This window comes from Paenibacillus sp. BAC0078, from assembly GCF_054483875.1.
In genome coordinates, this window is record NZ_JBTLRW010000011.1 from 147,965 (window position 1) to 166,145 (window position 18,181).

An 18,181-nucleotide genomic window follows, 5' to 3' on the forward strand; every position below is an offset into this window, starting at 1 on the left:
TATAAGAACCGGGGAGAAGCAGCAGGTTGGACCGCGCCAAAGCGCTCGATTTAGAGGGTTCGGTACAAAAGAGGAATGAATTCAGAGGAATGAGGCGGCGGATAGCCGAATATATACACAAAGCCAGCAAACGGGGAGCAGTTCTACTGCTGCCCGCCAATCAAATCCGAGGTATAGACTACGCCGGCGAATGTGCCGTTCGACGTAATGATGATGCAGTCCTGCTTCAGGGTATCGGGGCGGTTCATGGCTTCGGTTAAAACGAGGGCTGGCGGGGCGGAAATATCGGCGATTAGCGGTTTGCGGTTCATTAGCTTGGTTACGGATTCCCGGTAGAAGAGGTCCATGCCTGTACGTCCGGTAACCTTGAGGAAAAAGCGTTCACACATCAGCAGCCCAACCGGCTCATTGTGTGTATTGCAGACAACGATGCATTTGGCTTCCGGATGCTGGAACATCACTCGCAGGCTTTCGCGGCAGGTGGAGGAGGCGGGAACTGACGGAGCCATGCGGAGAATGGCGGATAATTCATTGGCAGCGATGATGCTCATTGCAGTTCATCCTTTCTGTGGTTGTTTTACTTTTACAGTAACGCTCAATCATAAACTGCAATGGGGACGAAGGTAATGGCAATGTAAAGAAAAGATTACCCTCGCACGCCATCCTCCACCAGCGGGTTTCTAGGGGGCTCTGGCAGTGAGGTCTTGCCCATGCCACCCCGGTTGATGGCGATGACCCGTTTTTGGGCGTAGTAGGTATCGCGGGAGAGCAGCTTCTTCTCAGTAGCTTTACCGTCAACCAGGCGGGTGATGTAGGTCTCGACTACATAGCCTGTTTTGCCGTTCTGCAGTACGCGTGTGCCGCCGCGCGGGAGCGAGGGGTCACTCACGTATTTGTCGGCAGGCTGCAGCACCTCTACCGTCCGGGACTGGATTAGAAAGGTTACGTTCTTCGGGAATGTGCCGAACAGCTTCACGGTTAAGTAGCGGCCCTGTACCGCCGCTTTGATAATCAGGTATTTACCGGTGTTGTTGCGGAAGCGGAAATTGATGTTGCCTTCGGAAAAGGTGGCATCCTGGCCTTTCGGGAGATAGTTGACCGGCAGGGAGTGATTGCGCCGCTCCACGATTTCGAGGCCTGAGTGCAGCGCAGCGTTGTAGAGGGTGCTCGACACCTGGCAGATCCCGCCGCCTGTGCCGGGCTGGAGTTTGCCGTTGACGATCACCGGCGCTTCCCGGAAGCCTGTGTCTGCCTGTGCCTTCTGGATGGCTTTACCGTAATCGAAGACGGCGCCGGGAGGCAGAATGGTGCCGTCAACGGCTTGGGCGGCGGACTCGATGTTGAAGGTGCGGCCGGGGCCGCTTGCGCCGAGCGAGGTGCTGAACTCTGAGATTTTCCGCTCAATGCCTTGATCCTTCAGCGCCTTCAAGGTGACATCCGGCTGTTGAACGCTAAGAGGCACCTCAAAGAGGATTTGCTTGCCCTTAAGGTTGTCCGCACCGCGCAATGTGGATGGCGCAGCGGCCCGCAGGGTAAGCTCCAGCGCACGCCAGTCCACCTCGAAGGAGGTTGTTTCGGGCGTGTACACCACGCGGTCATCTGCGGTGATCCGCCGGACGGCATCTACGGGAACGCCGAAGGTTTCTTTTTCCCAGGCCGGACTCAGGCTTTTCTGCAATTGTGTGATATCCAGGCTAATCCCAAGCTCGAAGCTGCGGGGAAAGCTCAGGCGGGCGCGCACCCGGTCAAGCAATCCACCCTCAGTGAGTGTGTCTAGCGTACGGAGGAAATCCGCTGCATCATAGGTCATCCCGGCCTGCTTCAGCGTGAAGGTCAGCTCTGTGTTTCCTTCCGCCTTCAGCACCAAGGGAACCGATTCCAGCGCCTTAAGCCGTGACTTCAATCCTGTGCGGACCTCGGCAAAGTCCATTCCGCCAATGTCCCAGCCTGCAATGGCAGTTTTTTTGGGCAGGGTGTGCTGATTTCCATATAAATGCAATCCTCCGGCTACCAGTGAGCCGGCCAATATAAGACCGATCACCATGATGAGGGCGGCATGAATTTTTCTCATGAATAATCTCCTTCTGCAGGGCGGATTTGCGCTGATCGAGCGCGGGCCGGGGCGGGCAAGCTTAAGGAAAGCTATTTGCAGCCGATATAATAGATATATATGTTGAACTAAAAAAACATAAAAAGGGCAGAAGTAACGGAGGGGAAGTTTGGATACTTACGGAGCGTCAGCGTCCGCCTAAGAGCTTTCCGTAGGAAAGCTGGCCGTATGATTAGACTGTCTGCGGATTTCCACCGCAAATAGCGGAAACAATCAAGAAATCTGCAGGCGGGCAGCGGCCGGAAGTCCAAACATTCCCCGAGTTACGGCTAGGCCCAAATATGAAAAACTAACAGGTATTTATGGGTGCTTTTTTATGTATATGTGTGTTGTCCGAAAAACTTTCGGGTACTCAAGCAGTTACGGATTTGTTACAATAGATACGCCTGCGGTATTAATGCAGTTAATGGAAACTACTGTGGTTTGCTGCCAGAAAGCAGGCACAGCGGAATATGTCAGAATCGGGAAGTGATGAAGTGATCGAAATGCAGGATGTGTGGAAGACCTATCCTAATGGAACCCATGCGCTTCAAGGCGTATCCGTCAAAATCGACCGCAATGAGTTCGTGTATGTCGTCGGACCGTCCGGCGCCGGTAAATCAACGTTCATGAAATTAATCTATAGAGAAGAGTCGCCGACCAAAGGGCAAATATCTGTAGGCGGGTTTAACATAGGCAAGCTGAAGCCGCGCAAAATTCCTTATGTCCGCCGCAATATCGGTGTAGTATTCCAGGATTTCCGCCTGCTGCCGAAGTTGACTGCCTATGAGAATGTCGCTTTTGCGATGGATGTTATTGAGGCGCCGAAGAAGGTCATCAAGAAGCGTGTGCCTGAAGTCCTCGAACTGGTCGGCCTGCGCAGCAAAGCGAACCGTGAGCCATCGCAGCTATCTGGCGGGGAGCAGCAGCGGATTGCGATAGCGCGGGCGATTGTCAACAACCCTTCCGTCATTATTGCGGACGAGCCTACAGGCAACCTGGACCCGGAAACCTCCTGGGGAATCATGCAGCTGCTGGATGAAATCAATTTTCGCGGGACCACGATTGTAATGGCTACCCATAACAAGGATATCGTCAACAAAATGCGCAAGCGGGTACTCGCGATTGAGAACGGAAACATTGTCAGAGACCAACTGAGAGGGGAATATGGTTATGAGTTTTAAAACCTTCTTGCGGCATGTGCGGGAAGGCTTCAAAAACGTATTCCGCAACGGCTGGATGTCGGTGGCTTCCATCACGTCCATTGTCGTCTCCCTTTTCGTGCTTGGTGTTTTTATATTGCTTGTGCTCAATGTCAATGCGGTCGCCGACAAGGCGGACAGCCAGGTGCAGATCAACGTGCATTTGGCCCTGAACACCGATCAGAAGATGCGCGAAACGCTGCAAAATGAAATCGGCAGTATGCCGGAAGTCAGCAAGGTAGAGTTCATCTCCAAAGAGCAGGGGCTGAAGGAATTCCGCGAGGATATGGGACCGGATGCCGCTGAGCTGCTGGAAGGCTTTGATAATGATAACAATCCACTGCCGGACAAGCTGCTTGTGGAAGTGATCCAGCCGAGAACTGTCCCTTTTGTGGCGGAGAAGATCGAAGCCCTGAACAAAACTCATGAAGAGCAGCCCATCTACAAAGTGAATTACGGCAAAGGCTCGGTAGAGACGCTCTTCAAGGTGACGAAGGCTATACGCAACATCGGGTTTATTTTTGTAGCAGGGCTGGCGGTTATGTCCATGTTCCTGATCTCCAATACGATACGGGTTACGATTCTCGCCCGCCGCAAGGAGATTGGAATTATGAAGCTGGTCGGGGCGACGAATTACTTTATCCGCTGGCCATTCTTTATTGAAGGGGCGCTCATTGGCCTGATCGGCTCGCTGATCACCTCGGGCTTACTCTACGCTGGCTATAGCAGCCTGACATCTTCTGTACAGGGAGACCCGATGCTGGGGCTGCAGCTCATTCCCTTTGGAAATATCTGGCTTCTGTTCTGCGGGCTGCTGGTTAGCCTTGGTGTGCTGATTGGTATATGGGGAAGCAGCGTGTCGATCCGGAAGTTTTTGAAAGTATAGTCCATCATCCGCGGGAGGATGACGATCATAACAGGATAAAGGACGGGGAGTGCGAGTTGAAGAAGATTACCGCCGGATTGTCCGCTGTATTGCTGGCTGTGACACTATTCCAGCCCTCTGACGGATATGCCAAAAAGACTTCGGTCGCTGAAATCGACAAGCAGCTGAAGCAGCTGCAGCAAGAGGTGCAGGCTGCCAAGGCAGCGCAGGACAAGGCTGCTTCACGCAATCAAGAGGCCCAGCATTACAAGAACAAAACAAACCTGAATCTCCAGTACGTACTGGATCAAATTGGTCAGGTGAAGGGTCAGATGACAACGATTTCCGGAAAAATCTCCAGCACGGAGGAATCGCTGAAGGTTACAGCGAATGAGCTGGAAGAGGCGGAAGCGCGTGTGGCCGCCCGGGAGAAGCTGCTTGAATCCAGGGTTCGCCTGATGTACACCGACGGTGCAGTTTCCTACCTGGATGTGCTGCTCTCCTCGAAAAGCTTCTCTGATTTCCTGGATCGGGCGGACTCGCTGAAGATGATCGTGGATCAGGATCAGGACCTGCTGGTGCAGCATAAGCTGGACAAGCAGACGGTTATTGCCAAGAAGCAAGAGCTGGAAGGGCAGTACGCCCAAGCCAAGCAGCTATACACGGATCTGGAATCCCAGCGCAGTGAGCTGAAGGAGAAGGAGGCGGAGAAGCAGGAGCTTATCGCCTACTATGATAAGGAAATTCAAGAGTCGGACGGCGTGACGGAGGAGCAGAATGCCAAGCTGGTGCAATTGGCCAGTGAGCGCTCGGCGCTTGAAGAGCAGAAGGATAAGATCAAAGCCGAGGAAGCCGCACGCAAAGCGGCGGCAGCCAAAGCGGAAGCGGCCCGCAGAGCTGCAGCCGCGGCAGCCGCTGCAGCAGCCAGAGCCAAAGTAGCCAGCAGCAGCACCGGCTCGGGTTCCGGCTCGAGCTCAGATAGCAGCCCTGCTGCTGCGGAGGAATATGCCGGTGGAAACGGGCCGTTCCTGCTTCCAGTTGGTTCGGCACGGATTTCTTCGCCTTATGGACTGCGTACGCATCCTGTGACCGGTGAGGTAGGCAAGATGCATACGGGTACGGACTTTGCCGTTCCGCAGGGGACAGATATTCATGCTGCCGACTCCGGCACGGTAATTGTGGCAGAGTGGTGGAGCGGCTACGGCTATTGCGTAATCATCGACCACGGCGGCGGTGTATGGACGCTCTACGGACATATTCGCGAAGGCGGCATTAAGGTTAAGGTGGGTGATCGCGTGGAACGCGGCCAGGTCATCGCCGAATCCGGGGCCACCGGCCGTGTAACCGGCCCGCATCTGCACTTCGAAGTGCGGATTGACGGCAAACCGGTTGATCCGATGCCTTATTTGTAATTTTGAATAAAGAATAACGACTAGGCCCAAATATGAAAAATTAAAGTTCAAGTTATATAATTAATATTATTGCAGCTTGCGGCATATACTGGAAGAGATGCCGTTCTTTGCAGAACGGAATACTGGACTTGATGAGGTAGACAAGAAGGGACGGTGGGAACATCATGTTGAAGAAAAGCACAGCGGCGTTTATGATGATCGCCGCCTTGCTGTGCGGCAGCCTGCTGACTCTGGGTGTGACCGGCTATGTGAATGTATTCGGACAAGCTGCGGGTGAAGGCGTGGCAGCAGCACCCGTGCCGGTCACCGGCCTGCAGGAGAAGGAATCGCAGAAGCTCGGAACCGCACTGAGTCTGATTGAGGGCAATTACTACGAAAAGGTAGACCGGGAGAAGCTGATCGACGGTGCTGTCAACGGGATGATGGAGGCACTGGGCGACCCTTATTCAAATTATATGGGTAAAGAAACAGCGCAGAAGTTCGAGGAGAGTATTGAAGGCTCATTCTCGGGAATTGGGGCAGAGGTGTCTTCGGATAACGGCAAGGTGGTTATCGTCTCCCCGATCAAGGGCTCGCCGGCTGAGAAAGCCGGGCTGCAGGCTAAGGATATCATTCTGTCCGTGAACGGAGAAACACTTGAAGGGATGGAACTGAATGCTGCAGTAGCCAAAATTCGCGGTCCTAAGGGAAGCAAGGCTACGCTGAAGATCCAGCGTACCGGTGCTGCGGAGCCGCTGGAGTTCGTACTCACCCGCGATGATGTGAAGATGGAGACGGTCTACGCCAAGCTTGGGAAGGATGGCGTGGGTATAATCGAAGTAACCCAGTTCTCCATGAATACCGCTGAACGGTTCAAGGAAGAGCTTGGCAAGCTGGAGAAGCAGGGGATGAAGGGACTTGTCATTGATGTCCGCAACGACCCGGGCGGCGTGCTGCCGGTTGTTATTGAGATGGCACAGGAATTTGTTCCAACTGGCAAAGCCATTGTTCAAGTTGAGGATAAGAATAAGAAGCGTGAGGTAAGCACCTCCAAAGGCTCTAGCAAAGGCAAAGATTATCCGGTCGTTGTGCTGATGAACAAAGGCAGCGCAAGCGCCTCGGAGATTCTGGCCGGAGCCCTGCAGCAATCCGCAGGAGCCAAGCTGATCGGCGACAATTCCTTCGGTAAAGGCACGGTGCAGACCAGCTTCGATAAGCAGCTCGGAGACGGTAGCCTGCTGAAGATTACTATTGCCAAATGGCTGACGCCTAACGGCTCCTGGATTCACGGCAAGGGCATCAAGCCGGACATCGCCGTAGCCCAGCCGGATTACTTCTCGGTAGCACCGATTAACAAAAGCGTAACCCTGCAGTACAACATGAACAGCGCGGATGTCAAGAACGCGCAGATCATGCTGGCCGGTCTTGGCTACAAGCCGGGACGCAAGGATGGATATTTCGATACCGCGACGAAGGATGCGGTCAAGAAATTCCAAAGCACGTCCAAGCTGCAGGCAACCGGCATTATCAACGCCAAGACAGCCGAGGCGCTGGAGCTGGCGCTGGTCAAGGCCATTAAGGACCCGGCTAACGACAATCAGCTCAATAAGGGAATTGCCGAGGTGCAGAAGGAAATCAAGGCGGCGTCGTCGAAAAAGTAAGGAGGCTGATTTCAGCCTTCTTTTTTTTAAAAGCTAAGAATTGGAGTGTGACGAATGGTTTGAATGGGATGCCAGAACTGCTTGCAAGCTTGGGCACAGCGGCCATACATCTGCTGATTCAGCCTTATTACTATATTGCTATTCTCTTTATTGCCTTCTATTACCGCAGACAGGTAGCGCTGGAGCGGAAGCTGATCCATGTGAAGCTGCATAGCTGGGGCCGGGAAACCTGGCGTACGGTATGGAGCGGCCTGGTGATGGGGCTGGTCGTTTCCCTTGCCGCTGTTTTGCTGGGAATTTCCTTGTCAGGGACGGCTGTGGCCTGCATTTGGGTGGTCAGTCTGGTGCTTATGCTCTTTCGTGTGCGCTATTTGTGTTTTGCCTATTCCATAGGCTTCTTGGGAATTGTGCAGTTTGTACTGTCCTTCTTTCCGGGTACGCTGCAGACGGGAACCGTGGGAACGGTTGCCGGCGCGCTCAGGGAGATGGATATCCCTGCGCTGCTGGTGCTGGCAGCGCTGCTGCATCTCGCCGAAGCGCTGCTGGCGCGCTGGCAGGGCGCAGGGCTGGCATCGCCGCTCTTCCTCAAGGGCAAGCGCGGCAAGGTTGTTGGCGGCTATCAGCTGCAAGCCTTCTGGCCGCTGCCGCTGTTCCTGCTGATTCCCTCGGGAGCGGGAATCGGCGATCTGCCCTGGCACCCGCTGCTGGGCGGCGGGCTTGGCCTGGTCTCCCTGCCGGTCATCATCGGCTTCAGCGAGATGACCCAGGGCCTGCTGCCCGGGCGCAAGAGTGCCCGCACAGCAGGACGGCTGCTGCTGTACAGCATCGTCCTGCTGGGCTTAAGCCTGCTTGCCGCCTGGTGGAGCCCGCTGACCGTGCTCGCGGCGCTCGCCGCTATTCTGCTGCACGAAGCTCTGGGCTGGTACAGCGCTCTGGAGGAGCGCAGTTTAAGCCCCATCTTCGTGCATCCCGCTGCCGGCCGCAAAGTACTGGCCGTGCTGCCGGACAGCCCCGCGCAGGAGCTGGGCATCCTGCCGGGCGAGATTCTGCTGAAGGTCAACGGGGTTCTGTTGACCGACGCCGCGCAGCTTCATGAGGCGCTGCGCATGAATCCCGCGTTCTGCAAGCTGGAGGTGCAGAACCGCGAAGGCGAGAGCAAATATCTCCAGCGCGCGATCTACGATGGCGATCACCATCAGCTCGGCATCATTCTGGTGCCGGAGCCGGACGGAACGGTGACGGCAGAGGCGAAGCCGTCCAGCATCTTCAGCATTATCGGCATGAAGACAGGGACTGTCCGCCGCAGCCATTCCGCTGGCGGCCTGGGACGGGCGGCCAAGCCCGCAGAACCCAAGCCCGCAGAATCCAAACAGGAATCGGCAGGCGTCCAAGACTTGTAGGCTATCAGCTGCTCTGGGGGGCTTAGTGGAATTTGTACAACTATTTCCGCTGAAATCCGTGCCGCAGCAGCTTTTAGTGGGATTATGTACACTTATTTTAAGCAATTCCATCCTATAGCGGCTTCTTAGGTCCGATTAGGTTTCCTTTTTCCAACTATTGTTTTTACAGGAGCCATGCGGCTTGAATTAGTGGGAGCAATTCCACTTGTTCTCAAGAAGGATAAGCTCCTGATCGCAACAAACCAAAGGCCTGTGTTCCCCTGAAGTTCAGGGTGCACAGGCCTTTTTTCGTCTCAATCCCCGCCGCCCCGCTGGCTCTTCAGATAAAAGATAGCAATTTGCGTCCGGTCGCGCAGTCCGAGCTTGCTGAGGATATCGGTGATGTAGTTTTTGACCGTTCCTTCGCTTAAGAACAGCGCGGCTGCGATTTCTTTATTGGTATAGCCTTCTGCGATGGAGGATACCACGGCCTGCTCGGCTTTGGTCAGTCCATACGCTTCCAGCGTCTGTGCCGGGGTGTCCTTCGGACGCGCAGCCGGCTGCAGCAGCCCTGCCAGCTTGCGGGCGATGTCGGGATGGATCAGCATATTGCCTTCATGTACGGTTTTGATGCCCTGGATAATCCGGTCCGGCGGAATATTCTTCAGCAGGTACCCGCTGGCGCCGTTCCGCAGCGCTTCAATAATGTATTCGTCGTCATCGAAGGTGGTCAGCATCAGCACAGAAATCCGGGGGAAGGCTGCTTTGATGTTACGTGTTCCCTCCACCCCGCCGCAGATCGGCATGCGGATATCCATCAGCACGACATCGGCGTGCGGGAGCTGCTTCAGCAGGGCCAAGGCTTCATTGCCATCCCCTGCCGCGCCGGCAACCTCGATCTCCGGGTCGAGGGCGACCAATACCTTCAGACTTTCGCGGATAAAAGGATCGTCGTCAACGATCACTACTTTGATCATAAGGGGTCTGTCTCCTTTAGCACTAATTTATTGATGCGCTTCACAAGCTGTATAAATTGACCTATAGATTTTCAGACTGGGGTCCGGTCGTAACTGCGGGGAATGTTTGGACTTCCTTCTGCTGCCCGTCTGCAGATTTCTTGATTGTTACCGCTGTTCGCGGTGGAAATCCGCAGACAGCGCTTATACAGTCTATTCTCCCTGTCTGTAGATAGGCAGCCGGGTAATCATCGTGAACTCCGGCTCAAGCCGCAGCGCAAGCGTTCCCCCGATCAGACTCGTCCGCTCGTCCATTCCCTTAAGGCCCATGCCGCCCGTACCCTGCACTCTGGACAGAGGGTCGGCTTCGGGACGCAAACCGTTGTTGCTGACCTCCATAACAACCTCATGCTCGCTATACGACAGTGTAATCCACACCGCAGTTGCTTTGCCATGACGAAGGGCATTGGTAATAGCCTCCCGGGCGTTTTTGTAGAGGACAACCTGAATACTGGGATACAGCGGATATGGCTGGCCTTGCACATTGTAGGAGGTTTCGATGCCGGTATCGCGGCCCAGATCCTCTAGCAGCCGGTCCAGCGCATAGGCGCCATCTAGCTGTGAAGCATAGCTGATCCGTCTGACTGCGGCGCGCATATCATCCATACTGGCCGAGAGCTGGTCGCGGATCTGGCTCATCATGTCCATCCCCGTTTCCAGTGAATGCGGCAGGGTGTGGATGGCCGCCTCTGTCATCATTTTAACCCGGATCAGCCGGTGACCGATATCATCATGCAATTGGCGGGCGATTCTTACCCGTTCCTCCGACTGCGCGGTACTCTCGACCTGGGAGGCGAATTGCTGTAGCCGGCTGCGGGCTTCCTCCAGCTCAAAATGCTTTTTGCGCAGCTCGTCATAGAGGAACAGGGTGTCGTCACGTCCGCGCCTTGATCTATACAGCAGCTCATTCAGGTAGGCGGACAGCAGGAAGGTAAGATTTATGTATACCCATACAAGCGGCCCGGAGCCGCTAAGGGCAATATTCAAAGCGGCCACATGAGCGCAGAAGAACAGGAGTGATACGAACCTTTGCTCCAGTCTGGAATAATAGAGCAGTGCGGAAATTGCCGGAAAAATCATCAAATTGCCGTATTGGTAACACAGCCAGGCTGTGTAGAGTAACTCAATTCCGGCAGCAAGTGCCGGCAGGAGCCCGGGCAGCCGCTCGCCCAGCGTCACGATCAGCAGCAGCAGCAGAAAATGCAGAGTGAACAGCTCATAGTCGGCATAGTTATAGACATATATTGCAATCAGTGCAGGGATGATAATGAGCGCGTAGCGCAGGTTCTTTATTTCTCTGGTCAAGTGGGGTCATCCTTTATAGGGTTGGTATATTCATCTTAGCATAAGAAGCCTCCTGTTCAGGAGATGACTTAAGTCACCTCCAGTTCATGACCTTTCGTACCTATGCCGGCTGCCGTAATGCGCTACAATTACACCATAAAGCTTGAGGAACAGGAGAGATGAGGCATGACGCTTGCGGTATTAACGGATGTAGTGAAACGGTATGATCAAAAATTAACGGTGGATCACGTGAATTTCAGCATACAGGAGGGTGAAATCTTCGGCCTGCTCGGTCCGAATGGAGCGGGGAAGAGCACTACGATCAGTATGATCTGCGGGTTGCTGAAGGTCGATGGCGGAGATATCGTGATCGACGGGCTGTCGGTAAAGGATAAACCGCTTGAGGTAAAAAAGAAAATCGGACTCGTCCCCCAGGATCTGGCCTTATACGAAAATATGACAGCGGCGGAAAATGTAAGCTTCTTCGGCAAGCTGTACGGTCTGCGCGGCAAGCTGCTGAAGGAACGGGTTGAGGAGGCACTGGCCTTCACCGGACTGAGTGACCGGGCCAAGGACAAACCATCCACCTTCTCCGGCGGCATGAAAAGACGGTTGAACATCGCCTGTGCGATCATGCATCGCCCCAAGCTGATCATTATGGATGAACCGACCGTAGGGATTGATCCCCAGTCGCGCAATCATATTCTGGAATCGGTCAAGGCGCTGAACAAGCTGGGCTCAGCAGTTATCTATACGAGCCATTATATGGAGGAAGTAGCCGCCATTTGTGACCGGGTAGCAATTATGGATAAAGGTCATATCATTGCCTGCGGAACTGAGCATGAGCTGCGGGAACGGGTGTCCCATGAAGAAAGGATTGTCGTGAAGGCCGCCAAGATCACCCCTGCCTTGATTGCTGAGCTGAATCATCATCCGCGGATCAGCCGGGTTGAGCTTAACGAAGATACAGTAGAGCTGTACCTGCCTTCTTCGCAAAGTGAGCTGCAGGATATCTTATTTATTTTTGCCAAGCATGAAGGGGTTATTGCTTCTCTGAAAATTGAAGAGCCGGATCTGGAGACTCTGTTCCTCAGCCTGACCGGACGGACCTTGCGGGATTAGAGGAGGGAGAAGGCGGAAATGAACACTTGGACGATTATGATATACGAGCTGCGCAGATTATTTCGCTCACGCTCGATGCTGATAAATATGTTTCTGCTTCCAATAGTGCTGATCTTTCTCTTGGGGAGCTCGCTGTCCGGGGTGGTCGGTGTCAAGGCTGCCTCCAAGTTAGAGCCTGTACGGGTGGCGGTAGTCAATCCTTCGGGCGAAGGAAAAGGGCCATCGGCCATGATTGCGGCCTTTCTGGAGTCGCCGGAGGTTCAGAATGTGATTGTTCCGCAAGAAGCGGACAGCCGCGAGGCAGCGGAAAAAGGGCTGCGCACCGGAAAATACGGCTATGCGGTAATTGTGCCTGTCGGCTTCGACAGCGAGGTGCAGAGCGGAGGGCAAGCGCGGCTGGAATTAATACTCGGGAAGAGCCACAATGATAATCTGGTCGCCGGGACGGTTTTTGACAATTTTCTCAGCAAGATGAATTATAAACAGGCTGCGGTGGCGACTCTTGGGCCGCAGGCGCTTGAAGTGGCAGCTACAACTCCGGGAGACCGGGAGATGGTCAAGCTGGGCGATCTTAGTAATGGAGGGAGAACCTATAGCGCCTCCCAATTCTACGCGGCATCCATGCTGCTGATGTTTCTGCTGTATAGCGGAATAACGGTTACGACTTCTCTTTTCAGTGAAAAGGATAACCATACCCTCTTTCGCATCAATTCGATGCCGGTCAAGGGCTCAGAGCTATTCATCGGCAAAATGCTGGGCGTAGGCATTGTGTCCATTGTTCAATGTCTGGCGATCATTCTGCTTACCGACTGGCTGTTCGGTGTATACTGGGGCAATCGCCCTGGCCTCCTGCTGCTGTTCTGTCTGCTGATGATTATAGCCTCAATGACGCTGTCGATTGTTGTCTGTATGTTCAGTAAAACTGCGGCAAGCGCAAGCAGTATCATTAGTGTAATTACGGTATGCATGACTTTCCTGAGCGGCGGAATGGCTCCGCTGCCCGATTCCTGGGTGAATACCATCGGTGCGTTTACAATTAATCATTGGGTGCTGCAGTCGATGATCCGCATGATGCTGCATTCTGGGCTGTCGCAGCTTTTGCCGAATCTGTGGATCATAGCCATCATCTGTCTAGTGCTGTTCAGCGCAGCGATTTTCTCATACCGGAAGGTGGGTTACCATGGATAAAATACTGACGATTGCCTGGAATATGATCAAACGGACGATCGGTTCCCGCAAAGGGTTTATTACGTATATTTTGCTGCCGAGTATTGTGGTCGCTGCCATTATTTCCTTGACTGGAGGCATGGAGGATAATCAGCCAACCATTTTGTATGCCAATATGGACAAAGGCGCAGCCGGGGCGCATCTGATTACCGAGCTGAAGAACTCCGGGGATTACAAGCTTGTTCAGCGCAGTAATGAGGCATCGCTCAAGGAAGGGGTTACACTGCAGGATGGGACGGCGGGAATATGGATTCCGGCAGCGTATACGTCACAGCTTGCGGCCGGGCAGCAGCCGAGTCTCAGCATGTATGAGCTTAAAACTTCAGAAAATTCGGTTATGCTCAAAATGAAAGTGAACGCGATAGCGGATGAAATGCTAGAAACCGCCCAAGCGGTAAAAGCGGCCGGCGGCGGGACGGGCAATGCCGGAGATCAGCTTGGCGCGATTCTGAAGCAGGCGGAACAGCATAACGTGGGAAGCACGCGTACGGATTATGATTTGTATCCCCGGCAAACGCTTGGAGTCATCACCGGCATGACGTTAATGTTCCTCATGGGACTTGTTACCAGCACGGTATCCCTGATTATGGATGACCGCAAAGGGCGGACGATGATGCGGATGTTCAGCGCTCCGGTCCGTTCCTACGAAATTGCACTTGGTAATTTTCTTGGCAGCTTTATGGTAGGGGTCATTCAGATTTTCGTTGTGCTGACGCTTGGGAAGTGGGTGCTGCGTTATGACTATGAGGTCCCTGCATATCTCTATTTCCTTGTGCTCGCCGCATTTATGCTCGTGTCTATGGGAATTGCCAGCACGGTAGCGGGATTGGTCCGTAATCCGAGAAATGCAGGCATGCTCAACGCGCTCATCCTTACCCCGACCTGTATGCTCGGCGGCTGCTTCTGGCCGCTCTCCATCATGCCCGATTATATGCAAAAAGCGGCCAACTTCGTGCCGCAGAAATGGGCGATCCAGGCGGTGGACATCGCGGCGGCCGGCGGCGGCTGGGATGAGCTGTGGCTCCCCTTTGCGATCCTGCTGCTCATGGCGGCAGTGCTGCTGGCGATTGGCTCCGCCATTCTCCGTCCGAATGAGACCGGGATCAGCGCGTAGATTGCAACTGTAGTGCAGCAGGTATAGGATCAGCCTGAATTATCCGGCTTCGAGCCGGTGAGGTGGGCTGATCTATTTTAATATTATTTTGCTTGCAAAATTGTCTTCGGGAATCTATTATATACATAAAATGTAAGCGGTAACATTTCTGATAACTTGCAGGAGGATGAGAAGATGAGCAGCAATAAATTGGCTTGGACCTGGCGCGTCAAAGAGGAATGTCTGGAGGAGTATGTGCAGTTGCATCTTAACCCCTGGCCGGAAATCCTCGAGGAGCATTCCAAAGCCGGAATTACGAATTACTCGATTTTTCAGAACGGCAATCAATTTTTCTATTGCTTTGAATGCAGCGACCCGGACGCGGCTTTTGCATACATTGCCCAGAGTGAGGCCTGCAACAGATGGAATGCGATTACGTCGAAGATGGTTGAAGGCTCCTTTGACTTCAATGAGGCAGCGCCGGTGGTGCCGCTTCGCGAGGTGTTTTATCTGGAGTAGCCCCCGGCTTCTGCTGAGTTGCCTGGTATAAAGCTCGAGCATCCATAAGTAACGCCTGAACGCTCTGCCTTTGAATAAGGCAGGGCTTTTTGTGCTGTCTGCTAACAGGGCAGTGTTCCCGCATGCCGGTGTTCTCTATCCTGAGCAGGGGAGGCTCCCCGCCTTAAGACCGAGAGCAGAACCATTCCACGGGCGGTTTTGAAGATAGTCGTCAGGCCCTACACTTAACGGAGACAGCAATACATAAGGGTCAGGCATACATAAACCAAACATACCGAAGTGGAAGGGGAAAAGAGAAATGACATGGTTAACAAAATGGTCGTTTGGCAATAAGGGGGCGCTGGGGCTTCTGGTTGTCATGGCGCTTGTGGTGGGGATACTCAGCTATACCTCATTGCCTATGGAGTTCATGCCTGAGGCCGATCAGCCCCAGGTTACGGTTACGGTGCTCGGACCGGGGCAGGATGCGCATTCGATGGAAACGAACGTGACGAAGCCAATTGAGGCAGCTACTTCAGTTATAAAAGGAAAAACGGAGCAAATGTCCACTTCCGGAGACAGCTATGCCAAGGTGGATATATATTTTGACGGCAAGACCAATATGAAGGATGCGGCACAGGAGGTCGAAAAGGCTGTCCGCACGCTGAAGTTCCCCGAGGGTGTCATGGACCCTTTCATCGTCCAGTTGAACACCTCGATGATTCCTATCTCCCAGCTCACGATAGCTTTCGATGACGGGATCACGAAGGATAATCTGAAGCTTGCCGAGGACACCATCATTCCCGAACTGCAAAAAATTGATGGCGTAGCGAACGTGGCTCTGTACGGTAAATCGGCTCCGCAGGTCAAGGTGAAGCTTGATCCGCAAGAGATGGCTGCAAAAGGCGTAACTACGGCGCAGATCATGGGACTGCTTCAGGGACGGAACGTATCCGCCTCGATTGGTGAGATGACCATTGGCGGGAAGACGGGAAATGTGAATGTCGTTTCCTCGATAGACAGCCTTGATACCCTGAAGAAGCTGCCGGTTATGCCTGGTATAACGCTTAAGGATATAGCTTCTGTCCAAGCGGAGACAGATCAGGAGAGCGTCAGCCGCTCGAACGGCAAGGACGTATTGTTCGCCGTTATTACCAAGGAGGCCAATGCCAATGCGGTTGATGTGGGCGACAAGGTGCAAGCCGCTGCGGAGAGCCTTACCAATACAGTTAAAAACGCTGAGGTCGCTGTCATATTCAGCACTTCGGATATGGTTGTCACTTCGGTCAACAGTATGATGCGAGAAGTGCTGCTCGGCGCTTTGTTTGCGACAATTGTTATTCTGATCTTCCTGCGCAATGTGCGTGCTACCCTGATCACTGCGGTATCCATTCCGCTGTCGCTGGCGGTTACTTTATACCTGCTGAACATTTCCGGCATTACTCTGAACATTGTAACGCTGGGCGGTGTGGCTGTTGCAGTCGGGCGGCTGGTGGATGACAGCATTGTCGTTATTGAGAACATTCACCGCCGGATGCAGAAGGAGCCTTTCTCCCGCGACATGCTTATCAGCGCAACCCGCGAGGTGGCAAGAGCAATTACTACCTCCACTATAGCTACAGTTGCTGTGTTCCTGCCTATGGGTCTGCTCGATGGCGCTTTGCAAGCCTTCCTGCTGCCGTTTGCGCTGACAGTAACCTACTCCCTGCTGACCTCGCTGGTAGTAGCCCTGACTGTAGTTCCGCTGTTAAGCTCATGGCTGCTGCGCAGCTCCTCCCTGAAGGAGCATGAACCTTCTCAGCGTTTCAGCCACTTTCTGGGCTGGAATCTGCGCCATAAGTGGGTTACCCTGACTTTGGGTCTGGTGCTGCTGGTCGGTTCTGTTGCCGCCTATATTACCATGCCCAAAGGAGCGCTGGACGCTTCGGATGCCAGCATGGTGACTGTTCAATTGGTCTATCCGAATGACGTTCCGGTCAAGGAAGTGCTGGAGAAGGGCAAGCAGCTCGAAGGAGAGATGATGAAGCAGCCGCAGGCGAAGACGGTAATCATGATGACCGGCAACAGTGCGGATTCGGCGCAGTGGGGCAATGTGACTTCACTGACTCAGGTCGATTATACAGTAATGATGAAAGAGGATGCCGACGCGCAGGCGTTCCTGGACCATATCCGCAGCCTGCAGGATTCCTATGCGGGAGCAACACTGACTGCGAATGAATCGAGCATGATGGGTGGAAGCTCGACAAGTGAGTACGTCGATATCGTCGGAGAGGACCTGAATTCGATCAATTCGGTCGCCCAGGCGGTAACTGCTAAAGTGAAGGCAGTAGACGGCGTACAAAAAGTCACCAGCAATATGGAGGATACCAAGCCGGTATTCGCCTTTAAGGTGAACCCTGAAACAGCTAATGCGCAGGAAATCAGCATGCAACTGTCAGCTATGCTGAATAAGCTCCCTCTGGGCCAGATGGAGCTGGACGGTTCCACGGCGGCAGTGGTGCTGGAGCCGGTGCTGCAGCCGAAATCGCAGCAGGATCTGCAAGGAATAACGATTATGACTGCCGGAGGTCCGCAGCCGCTCTCGAAGCTCGCTGCCCTTGAAGTCAAAGATCAACCGGCCATGCTCTATCATAAAGACGGCAAACCGTATGTTCGTATTTCCGCTGAGGTTGATCCGAAGAAAGTATCGGAAATCGGAGCAGATATCAAAAAACAGACGGACAGCATTACGCTTCCCGAAGGGGTGACGTTATTCGCAGGCGGGGCTTCGGCGGATCAGGCCGGGGACTTCAACGACCTTGGCATGACGGCGCTAGTCTCCATTGGTCTGGTATACCTGATTATGGTCCTGACCTTCAAGACGCTGCGCGCGCCGCTGGCGATTATGTTCTCCCTGCCGCTTGCGGCAATCGGAGCGGTTGTCGCACTGATCATTTCCGGTGTAACCCCTGACTTCACCGCTTTGTTCGGCGCACTGATGCTGATCGGTATTGTTGTCACGAATGCCATCGTGCTGATCGACCGCATCAAGCAGAACGAAGAGCATATGACTGTACGCGAGGCCATCATCGAAGCAGCCGGAACACGGATGCGTCCGATTCTAATGACAGCCATTGCCACCGTATGCGCCATGCTTCCGCTGCTGTTCGGCCATTCCGAGCAGGGCAGCATCGTCTCACAAAGTCTGGCTATCGTGGTTATCGGCGGTTTGATCGCGGCTACGCTGCTGACGCTGGTGGTTGTACCGGCGATCTACGAGCTGCTGTACTTCCGCAAATCCGCCAAGGAACGCAAGCAAGCGCAGGCTGCCGCTGCGGCATAAGCTGGCCGCAAAGCAGGACAGGGGTAAAGTAA

14 protein-coding genes are annotated in these 18,181 nt (G+C 53.9%); 10 read left to right on the forward strand and 4 right to left on the reverse strand.

Annotation, left to right across the window (positions count from 1 at the left end; translation table 11 throughout):
• Window positions 1-143 precede the first annotated feature (143 nt).
• Both ACX1DY_RS20505 and ACX1DY_RS20510 read right to left on the reverse strand, forming a co-directional pair.
• Window positions 144-551 carry a CBS domain-containing protein gene (locus ACX1DY_RS20505; protein WP_458966049.1) on the reverse strand — a complete coding sequence of 136 codons (408 nt, stop codon included), beginning with the start codon at window positions 549-551 and terminating at the stop codon, window positions 144-146.
• 95 nt (window positions 552-646) lie between these two features.
• Window positions 647-2,071 carry a VanW family protein gene (locus ACX1DY_RS20510; RefSeq protein ID WP_458966050.1) on the reverse strand — a complete coding sequence of 475 codons (1,425 nt, stop codon included), beginning with the start codon at window positions 2,069-2,071 and terminating at the stop codon, window positions 647-649.
• Between the two features lie 515 nt (window positions 2,072-2,586).
• Here ACX1DY_RS20510 and ftsE point away from each other — a divergent pair.
• The 5 genes from ftsE to ACX1DY_RS20535 all read left to right on the forward strand — a co-directional run bounded on the left by ftsE (window position 2,587) and on the right by ACX1DY_RS20535 (window position 8,608).
• Window positions 2,587-3,273 carry a cell division ATP-binding protein FtsE gene (gene ftsE, locus ACX1DY_RS20515; RefSeq protein WP_458966100.1) on the forward strand — a complete coding sequence of 229 codons (687 nt, stop codon included), beginning with the start codon at window positions 2,587-2,589 and terminating at the stop codon, window positions 3,271-3,273.
• On the forward strand, window positions 3,263-4,177 hold the full coding sequence (gene ftsX, locus ACX1DY_RS20520; protein ID WP_458966051.1) for a permease-like cell division protein FtsX: 915 nt from the start codon (window positions 3,263-3,265) through the stop codon (window positions 4,175-4,177). Before ftsE ends, ftsX begins: the two co-directional genes overlap by 11 nt.
• Before the next feature lie 56 nt (window positions 4,178-4,233).
• On the forward strand, window positions 4,234-5,568 hold the full coding sequence (locus ACX1DY_RS20525) for a murein hydrolase activator EnvC family protein (protein WP_458966052.1): 1,335 nt from the start codon (window positions 4,234-4,236) through the stop codon (window positions 5,566-5,568).
• A gap of 164 nt (window positions 5,569-5,732) precedes the next feature.
• Window positions 5,733-7,208, forward strand: coding sequence for a S41 family peptidase (locus ACX1DY_RS20530; protein ID WP_458966053.1), 1,476 nt, complete (start codon window positions 5,733-5,735; stop codon window positions 7,206-7,208).
• Between the two features lie 68 nt (window positions 7,209-7,276).
• Window positions 7,277-8,608, forward strand: coding sequence for a PDZ domain-containing protein (locus ACX1DY_RS20535; protein ID WP_458966101.1), 1,332 nt, complete (start codon window positions 7,277-7,279; stop codon window positions 8,606-8,608).
• A gap of 293 nt (window positions 8,609-8,901) precedes the next feature.
• Here ACX1DY_RS20535 and ACX1DY_RS20540 read toward each other — a convergent pair whose 3' ends face one another.
• Together ACX1DY_RS20540 and ACX1DY_RS20545 are read right to left on the reverse strand one after the other, a co-directional pair.
• Window positions 8,902-9,564: a response regulator gene (locus ACX1DY_RS20540; RefSeq protein WP_458966054.1), complete on the reverse strand. Its 663-nt coding sequence runs from the start codon at window positions 9,562-9,564 to the stop codon at window positions 8,902-8,904.
• Window positions 9,565-9,756: 192 nt separating this feature from the next.
• Window positions 9,757-10,908 (reverse strand): sensor histidine kinase, encoded by a 1,152-nt coding sequence (locus ACX1DY_RS20545; RefSeq protein ID WP_458966055.1) that lies wholly within the window; start codon window positions 10,906-10,908, stop codon window positions 9,757-9,759.
• Between the two features lie 165 nt (window positions 10,909-11,073).
• On the opposite strand from ACX1DY_RS20545, the gene ACX1DY_RS20550 reads away from it, so the two are divergent.
• From ACX1DY_RS20550 to ACX1DY_RS20570, 5 genes are all read left to right on the forward strand, one after another.
• Window positions 11,074-12,009, forward strand: a complete 936-nt coding sequence (locus ACX1DY_RS20550; protein WP_458966056.1) for an ABC transporter ATP-binding protein — start codon at window positions 11,074-11,076, stop codon at window positions 12,007-12,009.
• A gap of 18 nt (window positions 12,010-12,027) precedes the next feature.
• Window positions 12,028-13,197, forward strand: a complete 1,170-nt coding sequence (locus ACX1DY_RS20555) for an ABC transporter permease (protein WP_458966057.1) — start codon at window positions 12,028-12,030, stop codon at window positions 13,195-13,197.
• A complete protein-coding gene (locus tag ACX1DY_RS20560; protein ID WP_458966058.1) occupies window positions 13,190-14,350 on the forward strand; it encodes an ABC transporter permease in 1,161 nt (386 codons plus the stop codon). The genes ACX1DY_RS20555 and ACX1DY_RS20560 overlap by 8 nt, the downstream gene beginning before the upstream one ends.
• 174 nt (window positions 14,351-14,524) lie before the next feature.
• Window positions 14,525-14,848 carry an L-rhamnose mutarotase gene (locus ACX1DY_RS20565; protein ID WP_458966059.1) on the forward strand — a complete coding sequence of 108 codons (324 nt, stop codon included), beginning with the start codon at window positions 14,525-14,527 and terminating at the stop codon, window positions 14,846-14,848.
• Window positions 14,849-15,146: 298 nt separating this feature from the next.
• Entirely contained in the window at window positions 15,147-18,149 is a 3,003-nt protein-coding gene (locus tag ACX1DY_RS20570; RefSeq protein ID WP_458966060.1) for an efflux RND transporter permease subunit, read from the forward strand.
• Window positions 18,150-18,181 lie beyond the last annotated feature (32 nt).